31 protein-coding genes are annotated in these 16,643 nt (G+C 70.9%); 30 read left to right on the forward strand and 1 reads right to left on the reverse strand.

Annotated features, from left to right (window positions below):
- Nucleotides 1-413: 413 nt before the first annotated feature.
- Nucleotides 414-2,366 (forward strand): recombinase family protein, encoded by a 1,953-nt coding sequence (locus ACFYWM_RS34815; RefSeq protein WP_389922781.1) that lies wholly within the window; start codon nt 414-416, stop codon nt 2,364-2,366.
- Nucleotides 2,367-2,651: 285 nt separating this feature from the next.
- On the forward strand, nt 2,652-3,050 hold the full coding sequence (locus ACFYWM_RS34820) for a hypothetical protein (RefSeq protein WP_389922784.1): 399 nt from the start codon (nt 2,652-2,654) through the stop codon (nt 3,048-3,050).
- A 42-nt stretch (nt 3,051-3,092) separates the two neighbouring features.
- On the opposite strand, the gene ACFYWM_RS34825 is transcribed toward ACFYWM_RS34820, so the two are convergent.
- Nucleotides 3,093-3,659, reverse strand: coding sequence for a helix-turn-helix domain-containing protein (locus ACFYWM_RS34825; protein ID WP_389922787.1), 567 nt, complete (start codon nt 3,657-3,659; stop codon nt 3,093-3,095).
- A 170-nt stretch (nt 3,660-3,829) separates the two neighbouring features.
- Between ACFYWM_RS34825 and ACFYWM_RS34830 the strand changes: the two genes are divergently transcribed.
- From ACFYWM_RS34830 to dnaN, 28 genes are all read left to right on the forward strand, one after another.
- On the forward strand, nt 3,830-4,078 hold the full coding sequence (locus ACFYWM_RS34830; protein WP_389922791.1) for a helix-turn-helix transcriptional regulator: 249 nt from the start codon (nt 3,830-3,832) through the stop codon (nt 4,076-4,078).
- Complete coding sequence (locus ACFYWM_RS34835; RefSeq protein WP_389922793.1) at nt 4,078-4,272, forward strand: hypothetical protein; 195 nt, start codon at nt 4,078-4,080, stop codon at nt 4,270-4,272. Before ACFYWM_RS34830 ends, ACFYWM_RS34835 begins: the two co-directional genes overlap by 1 nt.
- A 110-nt stretch (nt 4,273-4,382) precedes the next feature.
- Complete coding sequence (locus ACFYWM_RS34840; RefSeq protein ID WP_389922795.1) at nt 4,383-4,649, forward strand: hypothetical protein; 267 nt, start codon at nt 4,383-4,385, stop codon at nt 4,647-4,649.
- Nucleotides 4,646-4,897 carry a hypothetical protein gene (locus tag ACFYWM_RS34845; RefSeq protein ID WP_389922797.1) on the forward strand — a complete coding sequence of 84 codons (252 nt, stop codon included), beginning with the start codon at nt 4,646-4,648 and terminating at the stop codon, nt 4,895-4,897. Before ACFYWM_RS34840 ends, ACFYWM_RS34845 begins: the two co-directional genes overlap by 4 nt.
- Complete coding sequence (locus ACFYWM_RS34850; protein ID WP_389922800.1) at nt 4,894-5,505, forward strand: hypothetical protein; 612 nt, start codon at nt 4,894-4,896, stop codon at nt 5,503-5,505. The genes ACFYWM_RS34845 and ACFYWM_RS34850 overlap by 4 nt, the downstream gene beginning before the upstream one ends.
- Entirely contained in the window at nt 5,502-5,912 is a 411-nt protein-coding gene (locus ACFYWM_RS34855; protein WP_389922802.1) for a hypothetical protein, read from the forward strand. Before ACFYWM_RS34850 ends, ACFYWM_RS34855 begins: the two co-directional genes overlap by 4 nt.
- Nucleotides 5,905-6,366 (forward strand): hypothetical protein, encoded by a 462-nt coding sequence (locus tag ACFYWM_RS34860; protein WP_389922804.1) that lies wholly within the window; start codon nt 5,905-5,907, stop codon nt 6,364-6,366. The genes ACFYWM_RS34855 and ACFYWM_RS34860 overlap by 8 nt, the downstream gene beginning before the upstream one ends.
- Nucleotides 6,363-6,686 (forward strand): hypothetical protein, encoded by a 324-nt coding sequence (locus ACFYWM_RS34865; RefSeq protein WP_389922807.1) that lies wholly within the window; start codon nt 6,363-6,365, stop codon nt 6,684-6,686. The genes ACFYWM_RS34860 and ACFYWM_RS34865 overlap by 4 nt, the downstream gene beginning before the upstream one ends.
- A 29-nt stretch (nt 6,687-6,715) precedes the next feature.
- Complete coding sequence (locus ACFYWM_RS34870) at nt 6,716-6,874, forward strand: hypothetical protein (protein WP_389922810.1); 159 nt, start codon at nt 6,716-6,718, stop codon at nt 6,872-6,874.
- 106 nt (nt 6,875-6,980) lie between these two features.
- Nucleotides 6,981-7,973, forward strand: a complete 993-nt coding sequence (locus tag ACFYWM_RS34875; protein WP_389922812.1) for a hypothetical protein — start codon at nt 6,981-6,983, stop codon at nt 7,971-7,973.
- 2 nt (nt 7,974-7,975) lie between these two features.
- Nucleotides 7,976-9,130: a hypothetical protein gene (locus ACFYWM_RS34880; RefSeq protein WP_389922815.1), complete on the forward strand. Its 1,155-nt coding sequence runs from the start codon at nt 7,976-7,978 to the stop codon at nt 9,128-9,130.
- Nucleotides 9,130-9,492 (forward strand): hypothetical protein, encoded by a 363-nt coding sequence (locus ACFYWM_RS34885; protein WP_389922817.1) that lies wholly within the window; start codon nt 9,130-9,132, stop codon nt 9,490-9,492. Before ACFYWM_RS34880 ends, ACFYWM_RS34885 begins: the two co-directional genes overlap by 1 nt.
- Entirely contained in the window at nt 9,489-10,319 is an 831-nt protein-coding gene (locus tag ACFYWM_RS34890) for an exonuclease domain-containing protein (protein WP_389922819.1), read from the forward strand. Before ACFYWM_RS34885 ends, ACFYWM_RS34890 begins: the two co-directional genes overlap by 4 nt.
- A 62-nt stretch (nt 10,320-10,381) precedes the next feature.
- Nucleotides 10,382-10,810 (forward strand): hypothetical protein, encoded by a 429-nt coding sequence (locus ACFYWM_RS34895; RefSeq protein ID WP_389922822.1) that lies wholly within the window; start codon nt 10,382-10,384, stop codon nt 10,808-10,810.
- Nucleotides 10,807-10,986 carry a hypothetical protein gene (locus ACFYWM_RS34900; protein ID WP_389922824.1) on the forward strand — a complete coding sequence of 60 codons (180 nt, stop codon included), beginning with the start codon at nt 10,807-10,809 and terminating at the stop codon, nt 10,984-10,986. Before ACFYWM_RS34895 ends, ACFYWM_RS34900 begins: the two co-directional genes overlap by 4 nt.
- On the forward strand, nt 10,983-11,138 hold the full coding sequence (locus tag ACFYWM_RS34905) for a hypothetical protein (RefSeq protein WP_389922827.1): 156 nt from the start codon (nt 10,983-10,985) through the stop codon (nt 11,136-11,138). The genes ACFYWM_RS34900 and ACFYWM_RS34905 overlap by 4 nt, the downstream gene beginning before the upstream one ends.
- Nucleotides 11,135-11,533 carry a hypothetical protein gene (locus tag ACFYWM_RS34910; RefSeq protein WP_389922829.1) on the forward strand — a complete coding sequence of 133 codons (399 nt, stop codon included), beginning with the start codon at nt 11,135-11,137 and terminating at the stop codon, nt 11,531-11,533. The genes ACFYWM_RS34905 and ACFYWM_RS34910 overlap by 4 nt, the downstream gene beginning before the upstream one ends.
- A complete protein-coding gene (locus tag ACFYWM_RS34915) occupies nt 11,530-11,892 on the forward strand; it encodes a hypothetical protein (protein WP_389922832.1) in 363 nt (120 codons plus the stop codon). Before ACFYWM_RS34910 ends, ACFYWM_RS34915 begins: the two co-directional genes overlap by 4 nt.
- A complete protein-coding gene (locus ACFYWM_RS34920) occupies nt 11,892-12,047 on the forward strand; it encodes a hypothetical protein (RefSeq protein ID WP_389922835.1) in 156 nt (51 codons plus the stop codon). Before ACFYWM_RS34915 ends, ACFYWM_RS34920 begins: the two co-directional genes overlap by 1 nt.
- The gene (locus tag ACFYWM_RS34925) at nt 12,040-12,219 is read left to right on the forward strand and encodes a hypothetical protein (protein WP_389922838.1); all 180 of its coding nucleotides are present in this window, start codon (nt 12,040-12,042) and stop codon (nt 12,217-12,219) included. Before ACFYWM_RS34920 ends, ACFYWM_RS34925 begins: the two co-directional genes overlap by 8 nt.
- Nucleotides 12,216-12,434 carry a hypothetical protein gene (locus ACFYWM_RS34930; RefSeq protein ID WP_389922841.1) on the forward strand — a complete coding sequence of 73 codons (219 nt, stop codon included), beginning with the start codon at nt 12,216-12,218 and terminating at the stop codon, nt 12,432-12,434. The genes ACFYWM_RS34925 and ACFYWM_RS34930 overlap by 4 nt, the downstream gene beginning before the upstream one ends.
- Nucleotides 12,431-12,646 (forward strand): hypothetical protein, encoded by a 216-nt coding sequence (locus ACFYWM_RS34935; protein ID WP_389922844.1) that lies wholly within the window; start codon nt 12,431-12,433, stop codon nt 12,644-12,646. The genes ACFYWM_RS34930 and ACFYWM_RS34935 overlap by 4 nt, the downstream gene beginning before the upstream one ends.
- A complete protein-coding gene (locus ACFYWM_RS34940) occupies nt 12,640-13,113 on the forward strand; it encodes a hypothetical protein (protein ID WP_389922846.1) in 474 nt (157 codons plus the stop codon). The genes ACFYWM_RS34935 and ACFYWM_RS34940 overlap by 7 nt, the downstream gene beginning before the upstream one ends.
- Nucleotides 13,113-13,937 carry a hypothetical protein gene (locus tag ACFYWM_RS34945; RefSeq protein ID WP_389922849.1) on the forward strand — a complete coding sequence of 275 codons (825 nt, stop codon included), beginning with the start codon at nt 13,113-13,115 and terminating at the stop codon, nt 13,935-13,937. The genes ACFYWM_RS34940 and ACFYWM_RS34945 overlap by 1 nt, the downstream gene beginning before the upstream one ends.
- Nucleotides 13,937-14,776, forward strand: coding sequence for a hypothetical protein (locus tag ACFYWM_RS34950; protein ID WP_389922851.1), 840 nt, complete (start codon nt 13,937-13,939; stop codon nt 14,774-14,776). Before ACFYWM_RS34945 ends, ACFYWM_RS34950 begins: the two co-directional genes overlap by 1 nt.
- Nucleotides 14,773-15,015, forward strand: coding sequence for a WhiB family transcriptional regulator (locus ACFYWM_RS34955; protein ID WP_389922853.1), 243 nt, complete (start codon nt 14,773-14,775; stop codon nt 15,013-15,015). Before ACFYWM_RS34950 ends, ACFYWM_RS34955 begins: the two co-directional genes overlap by 4 nt.
- Nucleotides 15,012-15,389 carry a hypothetical protein gene (locus tag ACFYWM_RS34960; protein WP_389922856.1) on the forward strand — a complete coding sequence of 126 codons (378 nt, stop codon included), beginning with the start codon at nt 15,012-15,014 and terminating at the stop codon, nt 15,387-15,389. Before ACFYWM_RS34955 ends, ACFYWM_RS34960 begins: the two co-directional genes overlap by 4 nt.
- Complete coding sequence (gene dnaN / locus ACFYWM_RS34965) at nt 15,386-16,480, forward strand: DNA polymerase III subunit beta (RefSeq protein ID WP_389922859.1); 1,095 nt, start codon at nt 15,386-15,388, stop codon at nt 16,478-16,480. The genes ACFYWM_RS34960 and dnaN overlap by 4 nt, the downstream gene beginning before the upstream one ends.
- The last annotated feature ends 163 nt before the right edge of the window (nt 16,481-16,643 follow it).

Below are 16,643 nucleotides of genomic sequence, written 5' to 3' on the forward strand. Positions count from 1 at the left end.
CGGTCGAGGGCTCCGGCCTGTTGGCCGGGGGCTCCGGCCCGCGCGAGGCAGGCTCCGGCCCGCGTGAGGCAGGCTCCGGCCCGCGTGACGGGGATTCCGGCCCGCGTGACGGGGATCCTGGCCCGGGTGGCGAAGGTCCCGAGCGGCGTGGCGGGAGTCCGGAGCCGCCGGGCGGGAAATTCGGCCCATCCAGCGCACGGTCTCCTTCGCGTGCGGTGGGCGGTGGCCGATACGACGGGATCCCGGAGCCGGGGGACGGCCCCTCCTTGGGGAGCCTTCCCCGGCATGACGCCTCGGAGGCGGTGCGGTGCGGGAGAGCAGGCGGGGCCGACGGCCGGTCTGGTGGCCGGTCCGGAGAGGGCAACGGCTCCGAGGCCGCCCTGGACGAGCGGCTCGCGGCCAGGCTGGACCGGATGATCGCCTCATGGGTGGCCCGGTTGAGGACGGCCGACCCCGGGCGTGACCTGGCCGATGGCGAGCGGATCGGGGCCAGGCTGGTGGTGCCCGGCGATCCGGAATGGCCGACCCAGCTGGACGACCTGGGAGACTCCCGGCCCTACGCCCTCTGGCTCCACGGCGACGCCGACCTGCGGTTCTCCTGTCTGAGGTCCGTCGCGGTCGTCGGCTCCCGGGCCGCCACGCCGTACGGCACGCACGTGGCGGCGGAATTCGGGGCGGGGCTGAGCGAGAAGGGGTGGGGTGTCGTCTCTGGGAGTGCTTCAATATGGGGTATGACAACCCCCCGGATTCGCTGCCTCATCTACGTCCGCATCAGCCGCGACAAAGAAGGCGCCGGCCTCGGCGTCCAACGCCAAGAAGACGAATGCCGCCAACTCGCCGACCGGCTCGGCTGGGACGTGGCCGAGGTGTTCTGCGACAACGACATCTCCGCCTACAGCGGCAAATCACGCCCGAACTACCAACAGATGCTCGAGCGCATCCGGGCCGGCGGCGTCGAGGGCGTCATCGCCTGGCACACCGACCGCCTCCACCGCAACCCGCGCGAACTGGAGGACTTCATCGGCCTCCTCGAAACCCGTCAGATCCGCGTCTCCACGGTGAAGGCAGGGATGATGGACCTGGACACCGCCTCAGGCCGGATGGTCGCCCGCATGCTCGGCAACGTCGACCACCACGAGTCCGAACGCAAAGCCGAACGGATCAAGGCCAAGCACATTCAGTTGGCCAAGGACGGCAAGTCGACGGGCGGCGGGTTCCGCCCGTACGGGTACCGCCGCATCTACGACCGCCCGGACCCGCCGCACCGCCTCATCCGCGAGGAGGTGGTGCCGGAGGAGGCGGCGATCATCCGCGAATGCGTGCGCCGTGTACTGGCCGGAGAAGCCCTCGCCGCCGTCTGTAGGGATCTGAACCGGAGAGGCGTCCCCACAAGCTCTACGGGCATCTGGACGGCCCGACAGGTCGCCTCTGCGGCCGAGGTCAACCAGGACGGGCTCGGCGACGAGATCCGGGCCCGCCTCGCCGCCCAGGAGCCCGGCTCCGTGATTGCCCGCGACCTCAAGGACCGCGGCGTCCCGGTGCCGGTGCCGGGCGGGTGGTCGACGCCGACCATGGCGCGGATGCTCACCTCCGCCCGCATCGCCGGGTTGCGGGAGCACCGGCCCAGGTCGCGGCATCAGACGAAGCGGGTGCGGACGGGGGAGATCATGGGGGTGGGGGAGTGGCCGGCCATCATCACCCCGGCGGAGTCGGCCCGGTTGCGGGTGATGCTCGCCGACCCTGCGCGCAGGCTGTCGCCGGGGCCGACCGGCAAGTATCTGCTGACGGGGCTCATCTACTGCGACCTGTGCAAACACCGGATGGTGGGGCGCACCAAGACGGGCGGTCGCAAGCACTACATGTGTGACGGGCAGCCAGGCCGGCCGGGCTGCGGGAAGGTGTCGGCGCGCGCCGAGTATGTGGATGCGGTGATCGTGGCGGCGGCGGCGCAGCTGCTCACCACGCCGGGGTTCGCGGAAGCGCTGGTTGTGGCGGATGAGGCTGCCGACGAAGGGGTGGCGGTGGAGGAGATCGCGGCGTGCGAGCAGGAGCTGCTGGACTTGGCTGCTGATCATGGGGCGGGGGTGATTTCCCGGGCGGAGTGGATGGCTGCGCGAACCCCGTTGCAGAGGCGCATCGAGGCGGCCAGGTCGTCTCTGGGCCGGGTTGATGTGGTGCGGGTGCTGGAGGGGCTGCCGACGGATCCGGAGGGGATGGAGGCGTTCCTGGCGGACGGCGAGGTGGAGGCGTCGCGGCGGCGCTCCGCGCTTGGGGTTGCGTTGGAGCGGGTGTGGGTGCGGCCTGTCATTGTGCGAGGGAGTAAGCGGTTCGACCCGGCGAGACTTGCTCCTGTGTGGCGGTTCTAACCGCCCGCAACCTAACCTGTTAGCCAGGGTTCGCTTACTTTGCGTAGGCTACCCTCAACTACGTTCCGAGTATTTCGGCGCACATAGTTCGCAATTCAATCACGGTCGGTGACTGCGAGTAGATACGCGGCGGTAACCTTGTCGACCTGGCCGATTGCCGCAATACGGAGCGTTCCATCTGCCGTCGACCTCATTTAAGGTGAGTCGGAATCGCGTCTCGCCTCGGAAACGAATCTCGCGGTAAAGCCGGAACTGTGGGGGACCCCGGCTGGGAAGCAGGATTTCTTGAACATCCGTACAGTCGGCACCGCTCCCGTCCCGCTGGCCTGGGCCTTCCGCCTGTCTGGGCTCGGCTGGGTGGCGGTCGGTGTCGAAGCGTTCCTGGTGAATCTGCTGAGCTACAAGGCGTTCGCCGCACTGGTGGGGGCCGCCATCCTGACGTCGGGGTGCGCGGCCCTGAAGTACCTCGGCCAGCAGATCGAGGCGGCCCTCGACCGGCACGCCGAGCGCATGGAGAAGATCACCCGGACGCACGCCGACATCATGAACGGGCAGGTGCTGGCCATCGAGAGGTGGTTCAAGCTGGGAGTGCGCAGCGACGATGCGGCGCGGCGTGACGCCGCAGACGTGCATGTGCGGAACGGGACGGGCCCATTCCAGATGTACAGGGGTGGCGCGCAGTAGGGGGTGCGGGAAACGGCCGGACGGTTACCCGTCCGGCTTTTCTCATTTCAGCCGCTCTTCCTCGAACCGTCGCGCCCGATTTTCCAGATGCGCCCGAATGAGAGCAATTTTCGTGTCTTCTGAAAGATCAGAAGAGGCGTTGATCTCTTCGATGATGGGGTCCGGGCGGAGGCTGTCCGGTACGACCAGCTCGTCCGGGGTGACGATCCCTTCCTCGACGAGGAGTTCGGCGAGAGGGCGGCCTTGAGCTTGAGCCTGGGCGCGTAGGTCCGTCATCGCCTGGCGGAGGGCATCTGAGGTGCCGGTCGCGGACGCCTCCAGTGGTGGCAGGACTGCGGACACGCTGCCTGTGATCCGGTCGCCGTATCCGGCCGCGATCATGAACTGCTGGGCGAGGTCGGCGAGATCCGGTCGCTGTTCGGCGATGGCGGCGGCGAACCGTGCTGCCGCCTCGTAGTTGGGTTGATGCTTCCCGCTCAGCCACCGGTTGGCCATGGTGCGGTCTCGGCCGGCGAGCTCGCCGACGGCGGTCTGGCTGAGCTTTGCGCGATCCATGATCGCGTCCAGGGTGTCCCGTAGTGCGGCGCGATTCCACTCAGTCGTGTGCACGCACGCACCATAACACGCGTCTTGACTCTTTCCCACGCTGGTGAGACCCCCATTTCCTGGTCCGAACGGGTGTGCGTATATGCACACTCGTTGATGTTGCTGCCCAAAAAGGGGAGATGCACCGACAGAAAGCGTTGCGTGCATGCACTCTCGCATGCCATAGTGCGTGCATGCACGAACCGCAGGGAAGCCGACCCACCATCCGGCTCCGGCCGGACGCCTGGGAACGGCACATGACCTCCAAGGACCTCTCCACCGACGACGCCCGCGCTGCGCACATCGGCGTCAGCCGCACCACCGTCCTCCGCATCGAAAAGGGGGCTATCCAGCCCGGCCGAGAGTTCATCGCCGCCGTCCTGGACGCCTGCCCCGACCTCAAGTTCGAAGACGTTTTCGAGGTCGAGCGGGTGGCTTCGTAATGGCCGCCTACCAGGTCGACCGCGAATGGGTTGCCGCCTGGGTGCGCCGCACCCGCGCCGAGCAGGGCTTGCCGCCCGTCATCGAAGACCCGACGGCGCTCGCCACCATCGCGGCCCTGGTCCGCCCCTACCTCATCGAAAAGGGCTACCTGCGCTCCGACGGCACCCGCGCACCTGCCAGGAAAGCCTCCTAAGCCCGCCGGGCTGAGCCGCTTTCCGCCCCCTGACATGCCACGAGGCCCAGCCGTGCAGGGCCGGACCTCGCTGATCGCCTCATCCGAATCCTGAAAGGACAAGGGTCTCGATGACCATCATCTCACCCACCCCGCCGCCGACGGCGGACGAGACGCCGCCCGCGCCGCGACACTCCGTCGGCGTCGAGCTCGTCACCGCTGCGCTGCGCCAGTACGACCGGAGCCTGCCCGCCGACGCCCTCGCTGTCGTCGAGCGCTACGAGGGCCGCGTGGTGAAGATCTGCGCGACCGGATCGGCCGGGTGCGACCTGGAGCGCTCCGCCCGCGGCTACGCCCACACCTACGGCGCAACGTACGTTCCGGCGGTGACCCCGTGACCGCCCTCCCGCCGGACCACCCCGAGTGCGTCGCCCTGGCCCGTCGGATCGCGGAGCTGGAGTTGACGGGCGACGCCGGGCACCGGGCGCGTATCGACTTGGAGAACATGCTTCGGCCGGTCGACGCCCCGTGGGCCACCGGGTTCGGCATGGCCGCCGACCTGATCAACGCGGAGCGCGCGGAGCAGGCCGCCCGCGGGTTGCGTCCCGTGCCGATGCCGTGGCCCACGTCGGCGGTGACGGCATGAACGCCCGCGACGAGTACATCGCCGGGCTCCGCGCCCTGGCCAGCCTGCTGGAGACCCGCCCCGAGGTGGGGCTGCCGTACGAGGGCGTCGAAAGGCTGCCCGCATCGGTCTTCATCAGCGCCCTCGACGGCCCCGACCCGCTCGCCCAGACGATCGCTTACGTCGAGGCGATGGAGGAGCGGCCGACGGTGCAGTTCGGATACCACCCGGGGCGCCCGAACTTCTGGGTGGAGGTGAAGGGCCGAATCCGCGGCTTGCATCTCCGCGTGCAGGCGCGCACCAGCGAGGTGTGTGAGCTGGTCGACGGCGAGCCGGTGATCCTGCCCGCCCTCCTGGCCGCGGCCGAGTCCGCTGGGCAGTCCACGCACGTCGTCGCTGGCCCGGATCGTGTCCTGGCCGCGCTCGCCGCCGCCCTCACCACACTGCCGGACGTGCGGCACGACACCGTCATCCTGACGGCCGCCGTGCTCGCCCACCAGCACAAGTCCATCGCCCCGCACGAGGCGGCCGAGATGGCCGCGAACGACTGCTCGGGTGAGAACACCGGGGTGGCGTGGCGTGAGGCGAAGCGGCTGCTCGCCGACGCGCTTGCGGCGGTGACCGAATGAGCGCCTCCCCGACCACCGTGCGCCTGCCGCTGCCCATGCTGGCCGTCCTCGTCCCCAACGGTTCGACGCTCGACGACGCGTGGGTTGTCCTCGTAGGCCACCACGAGCAGGTCACCACCACCCCGGGCGGGCAGCCCGTGTACGGCGACGTCGTCGGCTGGAAGCCGGTCCTGCCGGTCGCCAGCCAGACCGGCGCGTACGAGGCCGCCCTGCGGCTGGGGGTGGCCGCGCTCGACGGTGTCGAGCCGGACGAGTGGTTGTGGCAGCCGGTCAACGGCCACCCCGAGATTGATGAGCTGTGGGCCGTGGTCGACAGCCACGATGAGCGGCCCGAGGTGGCGGTCGCGCCGCTGACCGTGCTGCTCGCCGACGGCTCCGAGCAGGCTGCGGAGGTGTCCCGTGGCTGAGTCCCTGACTCTCGCCGACATCGAGCGTGAGCTCGGCGAGCTGACTGACGCGGAGGCGCGGTGGCTGATCGGCTCCATGCAGGTTCTCGCGCCCGAAGCGGTCGCCAACGCGTTGGCGTTGCTGGCGGAAAAGCGCGGAGCCGTGGCCGAGCGGGAGCCTCAGGCGGCTGTGTTCCCGGCGTCGACCTCCGGGATTCTGCGTGAGGCGGCCCGGGTGATGCGTACGCACGCGCCCACCGTCATGGACATCGCCGCCACGATCCGCCTGGCGGCTGGCGCTGACCCGGCGGGCCGGGCCCGCGCGGAGGAGACGCTGGCGTTCGCCCACGACCACGTCGAGCCCGGCATCCACATCACCGACCTGGGGCACTGGCGGCGGCGCCGCACCTGCCTGCAGGTGGCGGAGAGCCTGGAGATGGCGGCTACGGCTGCCGAGCAGGGCGGTGCCTCATGACCGCTCCTCAGGAGCTCGCCATCCTGCTCAGGCGTCTCGAAGGCGGCAACGTCCTTCACCCGGACGGCGAGTACTTCGGTACGACCCGCCGCATCCTTGACGACGAGGCTGTCCGATTCATGGGCAACTTCTGGGACTACTCCCACGCCTTCTGCATCACGACCAGCGACCCGAAGCTGATCGCCCGGCTCGATGATGCGATCGCCAAGCAGCGCGCGTCAGAGGCGTACATCGCGGCGCGTGAGGAGAACCGAGTCTTCCACGCTTCTTGGCCTCCCTGCGGCGCCCTGGGCGAGCAGGCGCAGGGCTGTGCGTCGTGATGGCCCTGTTCCGCCGCAGGGAACCCCGCGTGTCCCGCGCCGAACTCGCCGCGTGGGAGGAGACCCGCATCCCCGACGACGGCGAGGACACGTGGACCGCCGCGATGCGGCCCGCCGTCGGCCCGGTCGTCGAAAACCTGCGCGAGCACGCCGGACCCCAGCCGTACGACACCGGGAGGGCGACGTGAGCCACCCCGACGAACCGCCCCTCGACCCCGCCGACGAAGAGGCCTACCGGCGCGAACAGGACGACCACATCCACGACGAACCCGACGACGAGCCTGAGGACGACGAGTGACCACCACCGCCCCCGAGCGGACCACCTGCCCCGACTGCCACATCGACCAGCAGGTCAACCAGGACGGCACCCTCCGCAAGCACAAGGCCGGAGTGCTCACCTGCACCGGCTCCGGCAAACCCGTTGGCGCCGCCCGCATCCCCCGCCGCTCAACCTCCGGCTTCTACAAGTGCCACGTCACCGGCGCCATGCTCCGCTCGGTCACCACCATCCTCAGCCAAGGCTCCCCGAAGGAAGCGCTCATCCACTGGGCCGGGAAGCTCGTCGCCGAAACCGCGATGGAGCACCTGCCCGAGCTGGTGCGCGCGTCCCGCCGGCCAGAGACGCGCAAGGAGATGACCGACTGGCTCAAGCGCGCCCACACCCGCAAGAAGGACGAGCGCGCCGACCTCGGGACCGCGGTCCACCAGATCATCGAAGCGAAGGTGCTCGACGAGCCGATCCCCGACGCGATCCTCAACAACCCGGAGATGCAGCCGTACATCGCGAACTTCGAGGAGTTCGTCGCCGACTGGCAGATCACCTTCACCGCGTCCGAGATGGTCGTCGCCGACTACGAGCACCGCTTCGCCGGAACCCTCGACTTCCTGCTCCAGTCCCCGCTCCTCGCCCAGGCGCTGGGCTGCCCGCCGGACATGGACATCCCCGGCGACACGAAGACCGGCGGCGAGCTCGACGAAACCACCTACGACGGCAACGTCAAGGGCGTCTACCCCGAGGCCGGGGTGCAGATGTCGGCCTACCGCAAGGCCCGCTACGGCTGGCTGCGCGACGGCACCCGGGAGGAACTGCCTCCCCGCCACGAGGTCGGCGTCGTCCTGCACTTGCGCCCCGAGGGGTACCGGCTGTACCCGGTGCGGTGCGGCGACGAGGTGTTCGCCGCGTTCTGTTCGATCCGCGAGGTCGCGGAGTTCCAGACCGGCCAGGCCAAGACGATCGTCGGCCCGGCCCTCAAACCTCCGTCCGTCTCGGCGAGAAAGGCCGCCTGACCATGCCCATCATCGAACTCCAGCGCCGCATGCGGCAGCTCGGCGAGATCCGCATCGGCCGCGTCGTCGACACCGGCAGGGTCAGCCAGAAGACCGGCAAGCCGATCCTGCGCCCCGAGAAGCTCAACATCTTCCGCCTCACCTCCGCCTCCCGCCCGCTCCTGGAGGAGGTCGCCGCCCTGTACGGCGGCGCCGTTCAGGCGTGGACGCCGGCCAACGGCGGCCCCGCCGAGTGGGAGGTGTTCACCGAAGCCGATCGGCTGCCCGTCCTGGTGCCGCCGCGGGAGCCGGTCACCCAGTGGTACGAGCAGTACAAGGGGTCGAAGTGTGTGCGCCGCTGCGACGGCGTCACCGAGCAGAAGAACGACAAGCCGTGCCTGTGCAACCCCGACGCGCGGGCGTGCCAGATCACGACCCGCCTCAACGTGATGCTCCGCGACGTGCCGGGCCTCGGCGTGTGGCTGCTGACCAGCCACGGCTACTACGCGGCGGTGGAGCTGCCGGAGGTCGCCCAGTTCCTCGCCTCAACCCGCGGCTACGTGGATGCCTGGTTGGCGATGGAGGAGAAGCAGGTCGTCCGCGACGACGGGCAGACGGCCCGGTTCATGGTGCCGAAGCTGGACGTGGCGGTGACCCCGGCGCAGCTGCTGGCCGGGGAAGGGGCGGTCGCCCCGGAGGCGCTCGGCCAGGACCGGCCGGCCGCGGTGGCGGGCAGCGACCGCCCGGCGATCGAGGCCGCGCCGCAGGCCGCGGCTGAGCAGTCCCCGGGGCGCCCGGCTCCGACCGCGGAGGAGTTCCTGGCCCAGGCCCGGACGGCGACGACGTTCGCACAGTTCAAGGCCATCTGGGACGAAGCTGGGGCAGCGAGGGTGTCGCCCTCCGAGGCGCAGGTGGCCGAGATGAAGGCGATCGGCGCCCGGCTGAAGGACGCCGCACCGGCCGCCGTCGAGCAGGCCCCGCCCACGCCGCCCGCCGCTCCGGCTGCCGGGCCGTCGGAGGCGGACGCTCTGTGGCAGCAGATCGTCGCCGTTTGGCCGGGCACCACCAGCGAGCTGAACACCGCGTTCGCCCAGGTGATGGGCGGGGTGGCCCCGGATACCGCGTCTGAGGCGGAGCTGGACACGTTCCTGACGAAGCTGAAGGCGGGTGAGCTCTGATGGGGCGCGCCACCTTCGACAGATCCGCCGACGACTGGGAGAAAGTCGTCGACGCGGTCCGCTACGCGGGCGGCGGACACGTCGCCATCCCCGCCCTGGACCTGCGGCTGATCCTGCACGGCTACAAGCAGATGCAGGCCGAGCGGGCCGCCGCCCTCGCGCTGGTCGGCGAGTGGGAGCGGGACGGCGTCATCGACCCCGCCAAGGCCGAAGCGATGTGCGCAGCGCTGGGCGCGACCAACCAGGCTGCCCCGCCCGCGGTGCTGGGCGTCGACACGAGGACGGAGGGGTGCGTCGATCACATCCCGGTCGCCTCCGCCTCCTGTCGGGAGTGCGCGAGGGTCCAGGGGGTGACGCTGTGACCACCCCGTGGCATCTGGGGAGACTCGCCCCATTCGACCTCGAGACGACTGCTCCGGACCCGCAGGAGGCTCGGATCGTCGAGGCCTACGTCGGTCTCGTCGGCGGCGGCTTGGAGCCGATCGACCGGGAGCCGCTGCTCGTCGACCCGGGCGTCGAGGTGCCGGCCGAGGCGACTGCGATTCACGGGTACTCGACCGCTCACCTGAAGGAGCACGGCACCCCGGCTGACGCTGGCGTGTGGACCGTGGCAACCGCGGTCGCCGACGCCGTCAACGAAGGCATCCCGCTGGTCGGGCACAACCTCCGCTATGACCTGACCGTGCTCAGCCAGGAGCTGGCCCGGTATGAGCTGCCGTCGCTGGCGGAGATGACCGCCCGATCCGGCGGCCTGGCTGGCGCGGTCATCGACACCCACGTGATCTCCAAGCACCTCGACCGCTGGAGAAAGCGCGTCAGCCCCGAGCAGGGCGCGCACGTGCTGAAGACGACGGCGCAGGTGTTCGGTGTCGCGTGGGTGGACGAGGAGGCGCACGGCGCCCGCTACGACGCGCTGATCGCGGCCCGGGTCGCCTGGCGGATGGGCCAGATCGCGCACATGCCGCGTGAGTCCCGGCCACGGGTCCAGTCGGGGCGCCGGGATGAGCGGCACCTGTTCGACGCCCTCGCCGTCCCGCTGCTCGAACTGTTCGTCAGCCAGCAGAAGTGGGCGCGCGAGCAGGCCGCCTCCTACCAGGAGTACCTGCGCTCCCCGAAGGCGGGCGAGAAGCAGGACGTGAACGCGGTGATCTCCGGCGACTGGCCGATTCAGGCCCCGACAACCCCCTGACAGCACGCTGCCCCGGGCTGGTGGTGTCCGGCCCGGGGCGGCCCCCAACGAAGGAGAACGACGTGATCGACAACCTTACCCGCCCCGCTCTCACCAGCAGCTCCGCCGACTACTACCGGGGAGAGATCGGCCGCCTCGACGCCGAGAAGCAGCGGCTCGGCGATGTCCGCGCCGACCTGCTCAAGAAGATCGACGACTTCCGCGCCGATGTCGTCTCCCTCGACGTGGTGCTCGGTGACCTGGACGACACCGCGGACCGCTACCGGGAGCGGCTCGCCGCCGCCCCTGTGTCGCTGCTCCCCGCCCCCCTCGGGGACACGCAGGTGTGGCCGGACGGGAACCTGTGCCCTACCTGCCAGCTGCCGATGGAGTGGGATCCGAAGCAGAACGCGTACGTTCACCGGCTGGCCGGTGGCGGCTTCGAGCTGGCAGGGAACTCCTGCCGCCGGACGCCGGCGACCGGCGGCGACGCCGTTGGTGGCGCGTCGTGACCCGGGGCCAGCACCGCTCCGGCGCCACCTCGCACGGCACCCGGCCCGGCCGCCATGTTCGCCGCGGCTCCTACACCGGCTGGGGCGGCCTCGCCTCGGTGGTGGAGGCGGCCAAGGAGCACCCGGTCGTGGACGTCGCCGTGCACTGCCCGGCCCTGTTGCGGGGTGCCCGATGAGCCAGATCACGTTCTGGGCCGCCGCCCTCCTGGCCGTGGCGGTCTACGACCGGCCCGCCCTCGCCGCGCCGCTGCGCCGCCGCTGGCTGCTGCTCTGCCTCGCAGCCGCCATCACCCTCCCGCCCCGCCGCACCCTGGAGCGTTCCGCATGAGCACCGACACCCCCGCCCAGAAGCCTGTGAACTACCACCAGGAGAAGCGGAAGAAGATCGCCGCCGCCGTCACCGCCTGGCAGCACGACGAGGAAGCGCTGCGCGCCTGGCTGCATGGCGACGCCGACCCGCTCGACGACTTCCTACGCGAGCAGGGCCTGCAGATCCTGCCGACCGGCCCCGCCGACGCCCGCTACCGGGTGCTCATCGACGGCCAGTCCGCCCCGTACATCGGCCAGACCCGCCCGTCCGGCCCGATGGAGGCCGACGAGGCGGTCGAGGTCTTCCTCGTCGCCGCGCTCGGAGCGGACGCGGCGGCCGGAGAGCACCGGGTGGTCATCCGCCCGGCCACGGACGACGAGATGGTTCGTCACGCCATCGGCGGTGACCTGTGAACACCGAGACGCCCGACCAGGTGCGCGCTGCCGAGCGGGCCCGCTGTGCCGCCGAACTGCTCACCCACTCGGCCGAGCGGATGGCCTCTGCCATGACCCGGTACGCCGGCGGCGACCGGGACGCGCTCGCCACGGTCCGCTATGCCTCAGCGATCGAGCAGGCCGCCCGGCTCCTGGAGTCCGGAGAACTCACTCTGCCCGCCGCTCCTGCCCCGGCCACCCGCTTGGAGGATCTTCCGCCGCAGCGCCGCCAGGAGGTGGCGGGGGAGATCATCGCCCACCTGCAGGCGCCGGCGCTTGCACGTCGGGCGGCCGGTACGGACCTGCGGTTGGTCGACGGCCCGAACGGTGGTGCGTGATGAAGCTCAACCGCCTCCGCCTGGGCCGCCTGTCGATCTACCTGGAGCCACGCGACCTCTGGGTCGGCCTCTACATCGCCCCCACCGCGCTGTACGTCTGCCCGCTGCCGCTGCTTGTCCTGAAGTGGGACCGGCGGGAGGCCCGTCGTGGATGACATCACCCTTCACGGTCTCGCCCTCATCGGCGCCATCACCGTCGCCGCCGGAGTCGTCACCGTCATTGCCGCCGGAACCATCTACGTGGCGCTGAAGGTCATCGACCGCAGCCACGCCAAGCGCGGACTCGAACGGCCCAGCCCTGGACGTGAAAGGCCGAAGGACTGGTGAACGACCTCATCGCGGCGATCCTCGCCATCACCGGAATCGGCGTCGCCCTCACCGCCGCCATCCTGGTCCGCACCGGCGACCTCCCCATCAGCCCCGCCCTCGAGCGGCGCCTCACCGAGATCCTCACCGCCCGCGCCGCCCTGGCTCATCCGCGACCCGCGCTCGAGCGGATCCGCTCCCGCACCGCCCGGCGCTCGAGGAGGTGGAAGCCGTGAACACGCTGACCGCCCTCCTCGCCGCCCTGTCCTTCGCCGCAGTCGTCGCCGCCATCACCGCCGCCGCACTCGGCCACCCGCCCTACGTGCCCGCCCTCGCCGCCGGAATCGGCCTCGCCGCCGCCGTGGCCTGGGTGGCGCTCACCCACATCCCCGCACCCGCCGAGCCCGTGAGGGCTCCCACCGCCGTCACGGAGGCACTCGCATGGTGAACAAGCCCAAAGCCCGCGGCACCGCCACAGAAACCGCCGTCGTCCGCGCCCTCCGCACCCTCGGCTTCCCCCACGCAGAACGCCGCGCCCTCGCCGGCGCCTACGACCTCGGAGACATCACAGGGTGCCCCGGCCTGGTCTGGGAAGTGAAGGGCGGCGACGCCGCCAAAACCGCCTCCGACGGGCTCATCGCCGACTGGCTCGCCGAAACCGAAGCCGAACGCGCCAACGCGGGCGCCGACGTCGGCGTGCTCGTCATGCAGCGCCGCAGCATCGGGCCAAGCAACGCGCACCGGTGGTGGGCGGTCCTTCGCCTGTCCGACGTCGTCCGCCTCGGCAGCTACGGCCGCCACACCATCCCTGCCGACATTGACTGCCCTGTCCGCCTGTTGCTGGCCGACGTGTGCACGCTGCTCCGCCGCGCCGGGTACGGGCAGCCGCTCGACGACCTCACCGAGGTGGCGTGATGACTGAACGCGACCACGGCTACGCCCGCTACAAGCTCGACGGCTGCCGCTGCTACCCCTGCGCCGCCGCCGTCAGCGACTACAACCTCAACCGCAACCGCGGCCTCGCCTACGGCACCTGGAAGCCCTGGGTGCCCGCCGAGCCCGTCCGCCAACACATCCGCACCCTCCAGGCGTACGGGGCAGGCCTACGACGAATCGCCGAAGCCGCCAACGTCGACCGCAAACGACTCCAAGGCGTGCTGTCCGGCCGGCCCGAACGCGGCACCCCGCCCTCGGAGAAGATCCGGCCCGCCCTGGCCGCCGCGGTCCTCGCCGTCGAACCGTCCCTCGACCTGCTCGGCGGCAAAACCGTCATCGACGCCTCCGGCACCCGACGCCGCCTCCAAGCGCTCGTGGCGTGCGGCTGGTCGCAGGCCAAGCTCGCCGAGCGGATCGGCTGGACCCCGTCGAACTTCTCCACCCTGATCAGTGGCGACCGGGTCACCGTCGCCTCCGCCCGCCTCGTGCGCAGCCTGTACGACGAGCTGTGGGACCAAGCGCCGCCGGAAGAGAACCGGTACGACAAGGCTTCCGCGGCCCGGGCCCGCAACCACGCAGCCGCCCAGGGCTGGTTGCCGCCGCAGGCGTGGGACGACGACCTCCTCGACGTCCCCGACAGCGAACTTCCCGCCGAGCTCGCCCGGCGGGCCGCACTCATGGACGATGACGAACTCGCCCGGTGCATGAGCGCCCGCTACTACCAGAAGGACCTGTCCCCGCTGACGGTCGCCGGCGCCCAGGAACACCGGCGCCGCGCCCGCCAGAAGTCGGCGGTGGCGTGATGTCTCACCGCGCCCACGGCACCCTCGTCCGCTACGTCATCGACCGCTGCCGCTGCACCCCGTGCCGCACCGCCAACCGCGCCTACGAGAACAACCGCACCCGCCAAATCGCCTACGGCCGCTGGCAGCCCTACATCGACGCCGAGGACGCCCGCACCCACACCCGCATGCTCATGGAGTTCGGCGTCGGCTGGCAACGCCTCGCCCGCCTCGCTGGCGTCTCCAACGGCGGCATGGCGAAACTCCTCTACGGAGGCCCCGGCACCCGCCCGCCCTCCCGCCGAATCCGGCCCGCCACTGCGGAACGAATCCTCGCCCTCCACCCCTCCCCGGGCCTGCTCGGAGACGGCGTCACCGTCGACCCGACCGGCACCCGCCGACGGCTGCAAGCCCTGGTCGCCACCGGCTGGTCACAGTCCAAGCTCGCGAACCGGCTGGGCATGAACCGGGCGAACTTCGGCAAGATGCTCGCCTCATCCACCGTGACCACCGGCACCGCCCGCCGGGCGCGGGAGCTCTACGACGAGCTGTGGAACCAAGCACCCCCGCAGGACCACCACCGAGACAAGGGGGCGGCGTCCCGGGCCCGCACCTATGCTGCCGCCCGCCGGTGGGCGCCGCCGCTCGCCTGGGACGACGACAGCATCGACGACCCGACCGCCGCACCGGACTGGGGGGCGAAGACCAGCCGGGATCTGGCGCTGCTGGAAAACAGCGACGAGCTGATCCGGCAGGGCTACACGTTGCAGCAGGCCGCGGAGCGGCTCGAGGTGAGCCGCGACTACCTGTCGAAGGCGCGAGGGCGAGCGGTCGCCCGGCCTGAGGCGGTCGCCTCATGAGCTGGGACAAGAACGCCGCGTGCAAGCGTGAAGATCCAGAACTTTTCTTTCCGCTCAGCTATGCGAGCGACACACCGCAGGTCATGGCGGCGAAAGCCATCTGCCGCCACTGCCCAATCCTCACCGCGTGTCGCGCCTACGTGACCGCTCACCCGCAAGACGACGGCATCTGGGCGGCCCTCACCCCGCGGGAACGCCGCGCACACCGCGCCACAACACGCCAGGAGGCGACCCGATGACCATGACCGACTGGATCCGCCCCTGGTGGCGGGGCTACGGCGCCGGCGACCACGCCCGCCTCGACTGCCCCGTCCTCGCCCGCCAGACCTCCACCCCCGTCGAAGGTTCCGGCTGGCTCAACCCGCAGGCCGGGATCACCTGCACCACCTGCGTGCACTGGAAAGCCGAATGCTCCACCTGCGACGCCTTCATGGCCGACGAGCTGGAAGACGACCACGACGGCGCATTCACCGAGGAAGACGCCCGCCAGTGGAAGCGCGACCACCGATGCGACCCCATCGTCCGGATCACGCCGCCGCACCGCGACACCCCGCCCGCCATACCGCCGGGCCAGGAGCTTCTCCCCTTCACCTTTGAGGACGCCGCCGCATGAAACTCGTCATCGACCACGCCGTCCTCGCCGACGCCGTCGCCTGGGCCGCCCACGCCCTCACCAACCGGCCCGCCGTACCCGTCCTCACCGGACTCCTCCTCGACGCCGACGGCGACGAGCTGACCATCAGCGCCTTCGACTACGACACCAGCCGCCGCGCCACCATCTCCGCCGACGTCGCCGAACCCGGGCGAGTCCTCCTGCCCGGGCGGGTCCTCGTCGAAATCGTCCGCGCACTCCCCAAAAAGCCCGTCGAACTCACCCTCTCCGGCCACGAGGCCACCATCACCTGCGGGTCCGCCGAATTCGGACTGCTCACCCTGCCCATCGACGACTACCCGAACCTGCCCGACGCGCCCGACGCGATCGGCGACGTCGACGCCCACACCCTGGCCGCCGCGGTCGCCCAAGTCGTGCCTGCCGCAGGCAAGGACGACACCCTGCCGATGCTCACCGGCGTCCGGCTCGACATCAACGACAGCGATCTCACCCTCGCCGCCACCGACCGGTACCGGATCGCCGCCCGCGACCTCGCCTGGCAGCCGAACGGAGTCGACACCCCCGCCGGGGCCATGATCCCCGGGCGGGTACTCGCCGACATCGCCAAGAGCCTCCCCGCCGGGCCGGTCAGCGTCGGCGTCACCGACGGGCTCGCCGCCTTCACCGGCGGAGGCCGAACCACCACGGTGAGGCTGCTCGACCCGCAGTTCATCGACTACAACGCCCGCCTGCAGCTCAGCGACTTCAGCATCTGGGCCGAGGTCGACGCCGCGCCGCTCATCAGCGCGGTGAAGCGCGTCTCGCTGGTGGCCGAGCGCAACACCGCCGTCCGCCTCTCCTGGACCGACGGCGAAGTTCTGGTGCAAGCCGGCGGAGGCGACACCGGCCGCGGCGCCGAAACCGTGGCCGCCGAACTCGACGGCGCGCCCATGGAGATCGCCTTCCAATCCCAGTTCCTCCTCGACGGCCTCGCCGGAGTCGACGGCCGCGCCCGCATCGGCATGACCACCGGCGCCAAACCCGCCCTCATCGTCGACCCCGGCGGCACCCCCGCTTACCGCTACCTCGTCATGGCGCTCCGCCTGTCCTGATCCGCCCGGGCCCGGCCGGGTGGCCGGGCCCCTCACCCCGTGGAGTAGCCGATGACCCGCATCGACCTGACGACGAAAGACCTGCACGACCTGCTCACACCGGTGCTGCCGCACGCCGGCACCGACCCGGAAGTGCCTGAACTCGGCGTCGTCCTCATCGAAG

Origin of the sequence: Streptosporangium sp. NPDC002721, assembly GCF_042888905.1 — a bacterium.
GTDB lineage: Bacteria > Actinomycetota > Actinomycetes > Streptosporangiales > Streptosporangiaceae > Streptosporangium.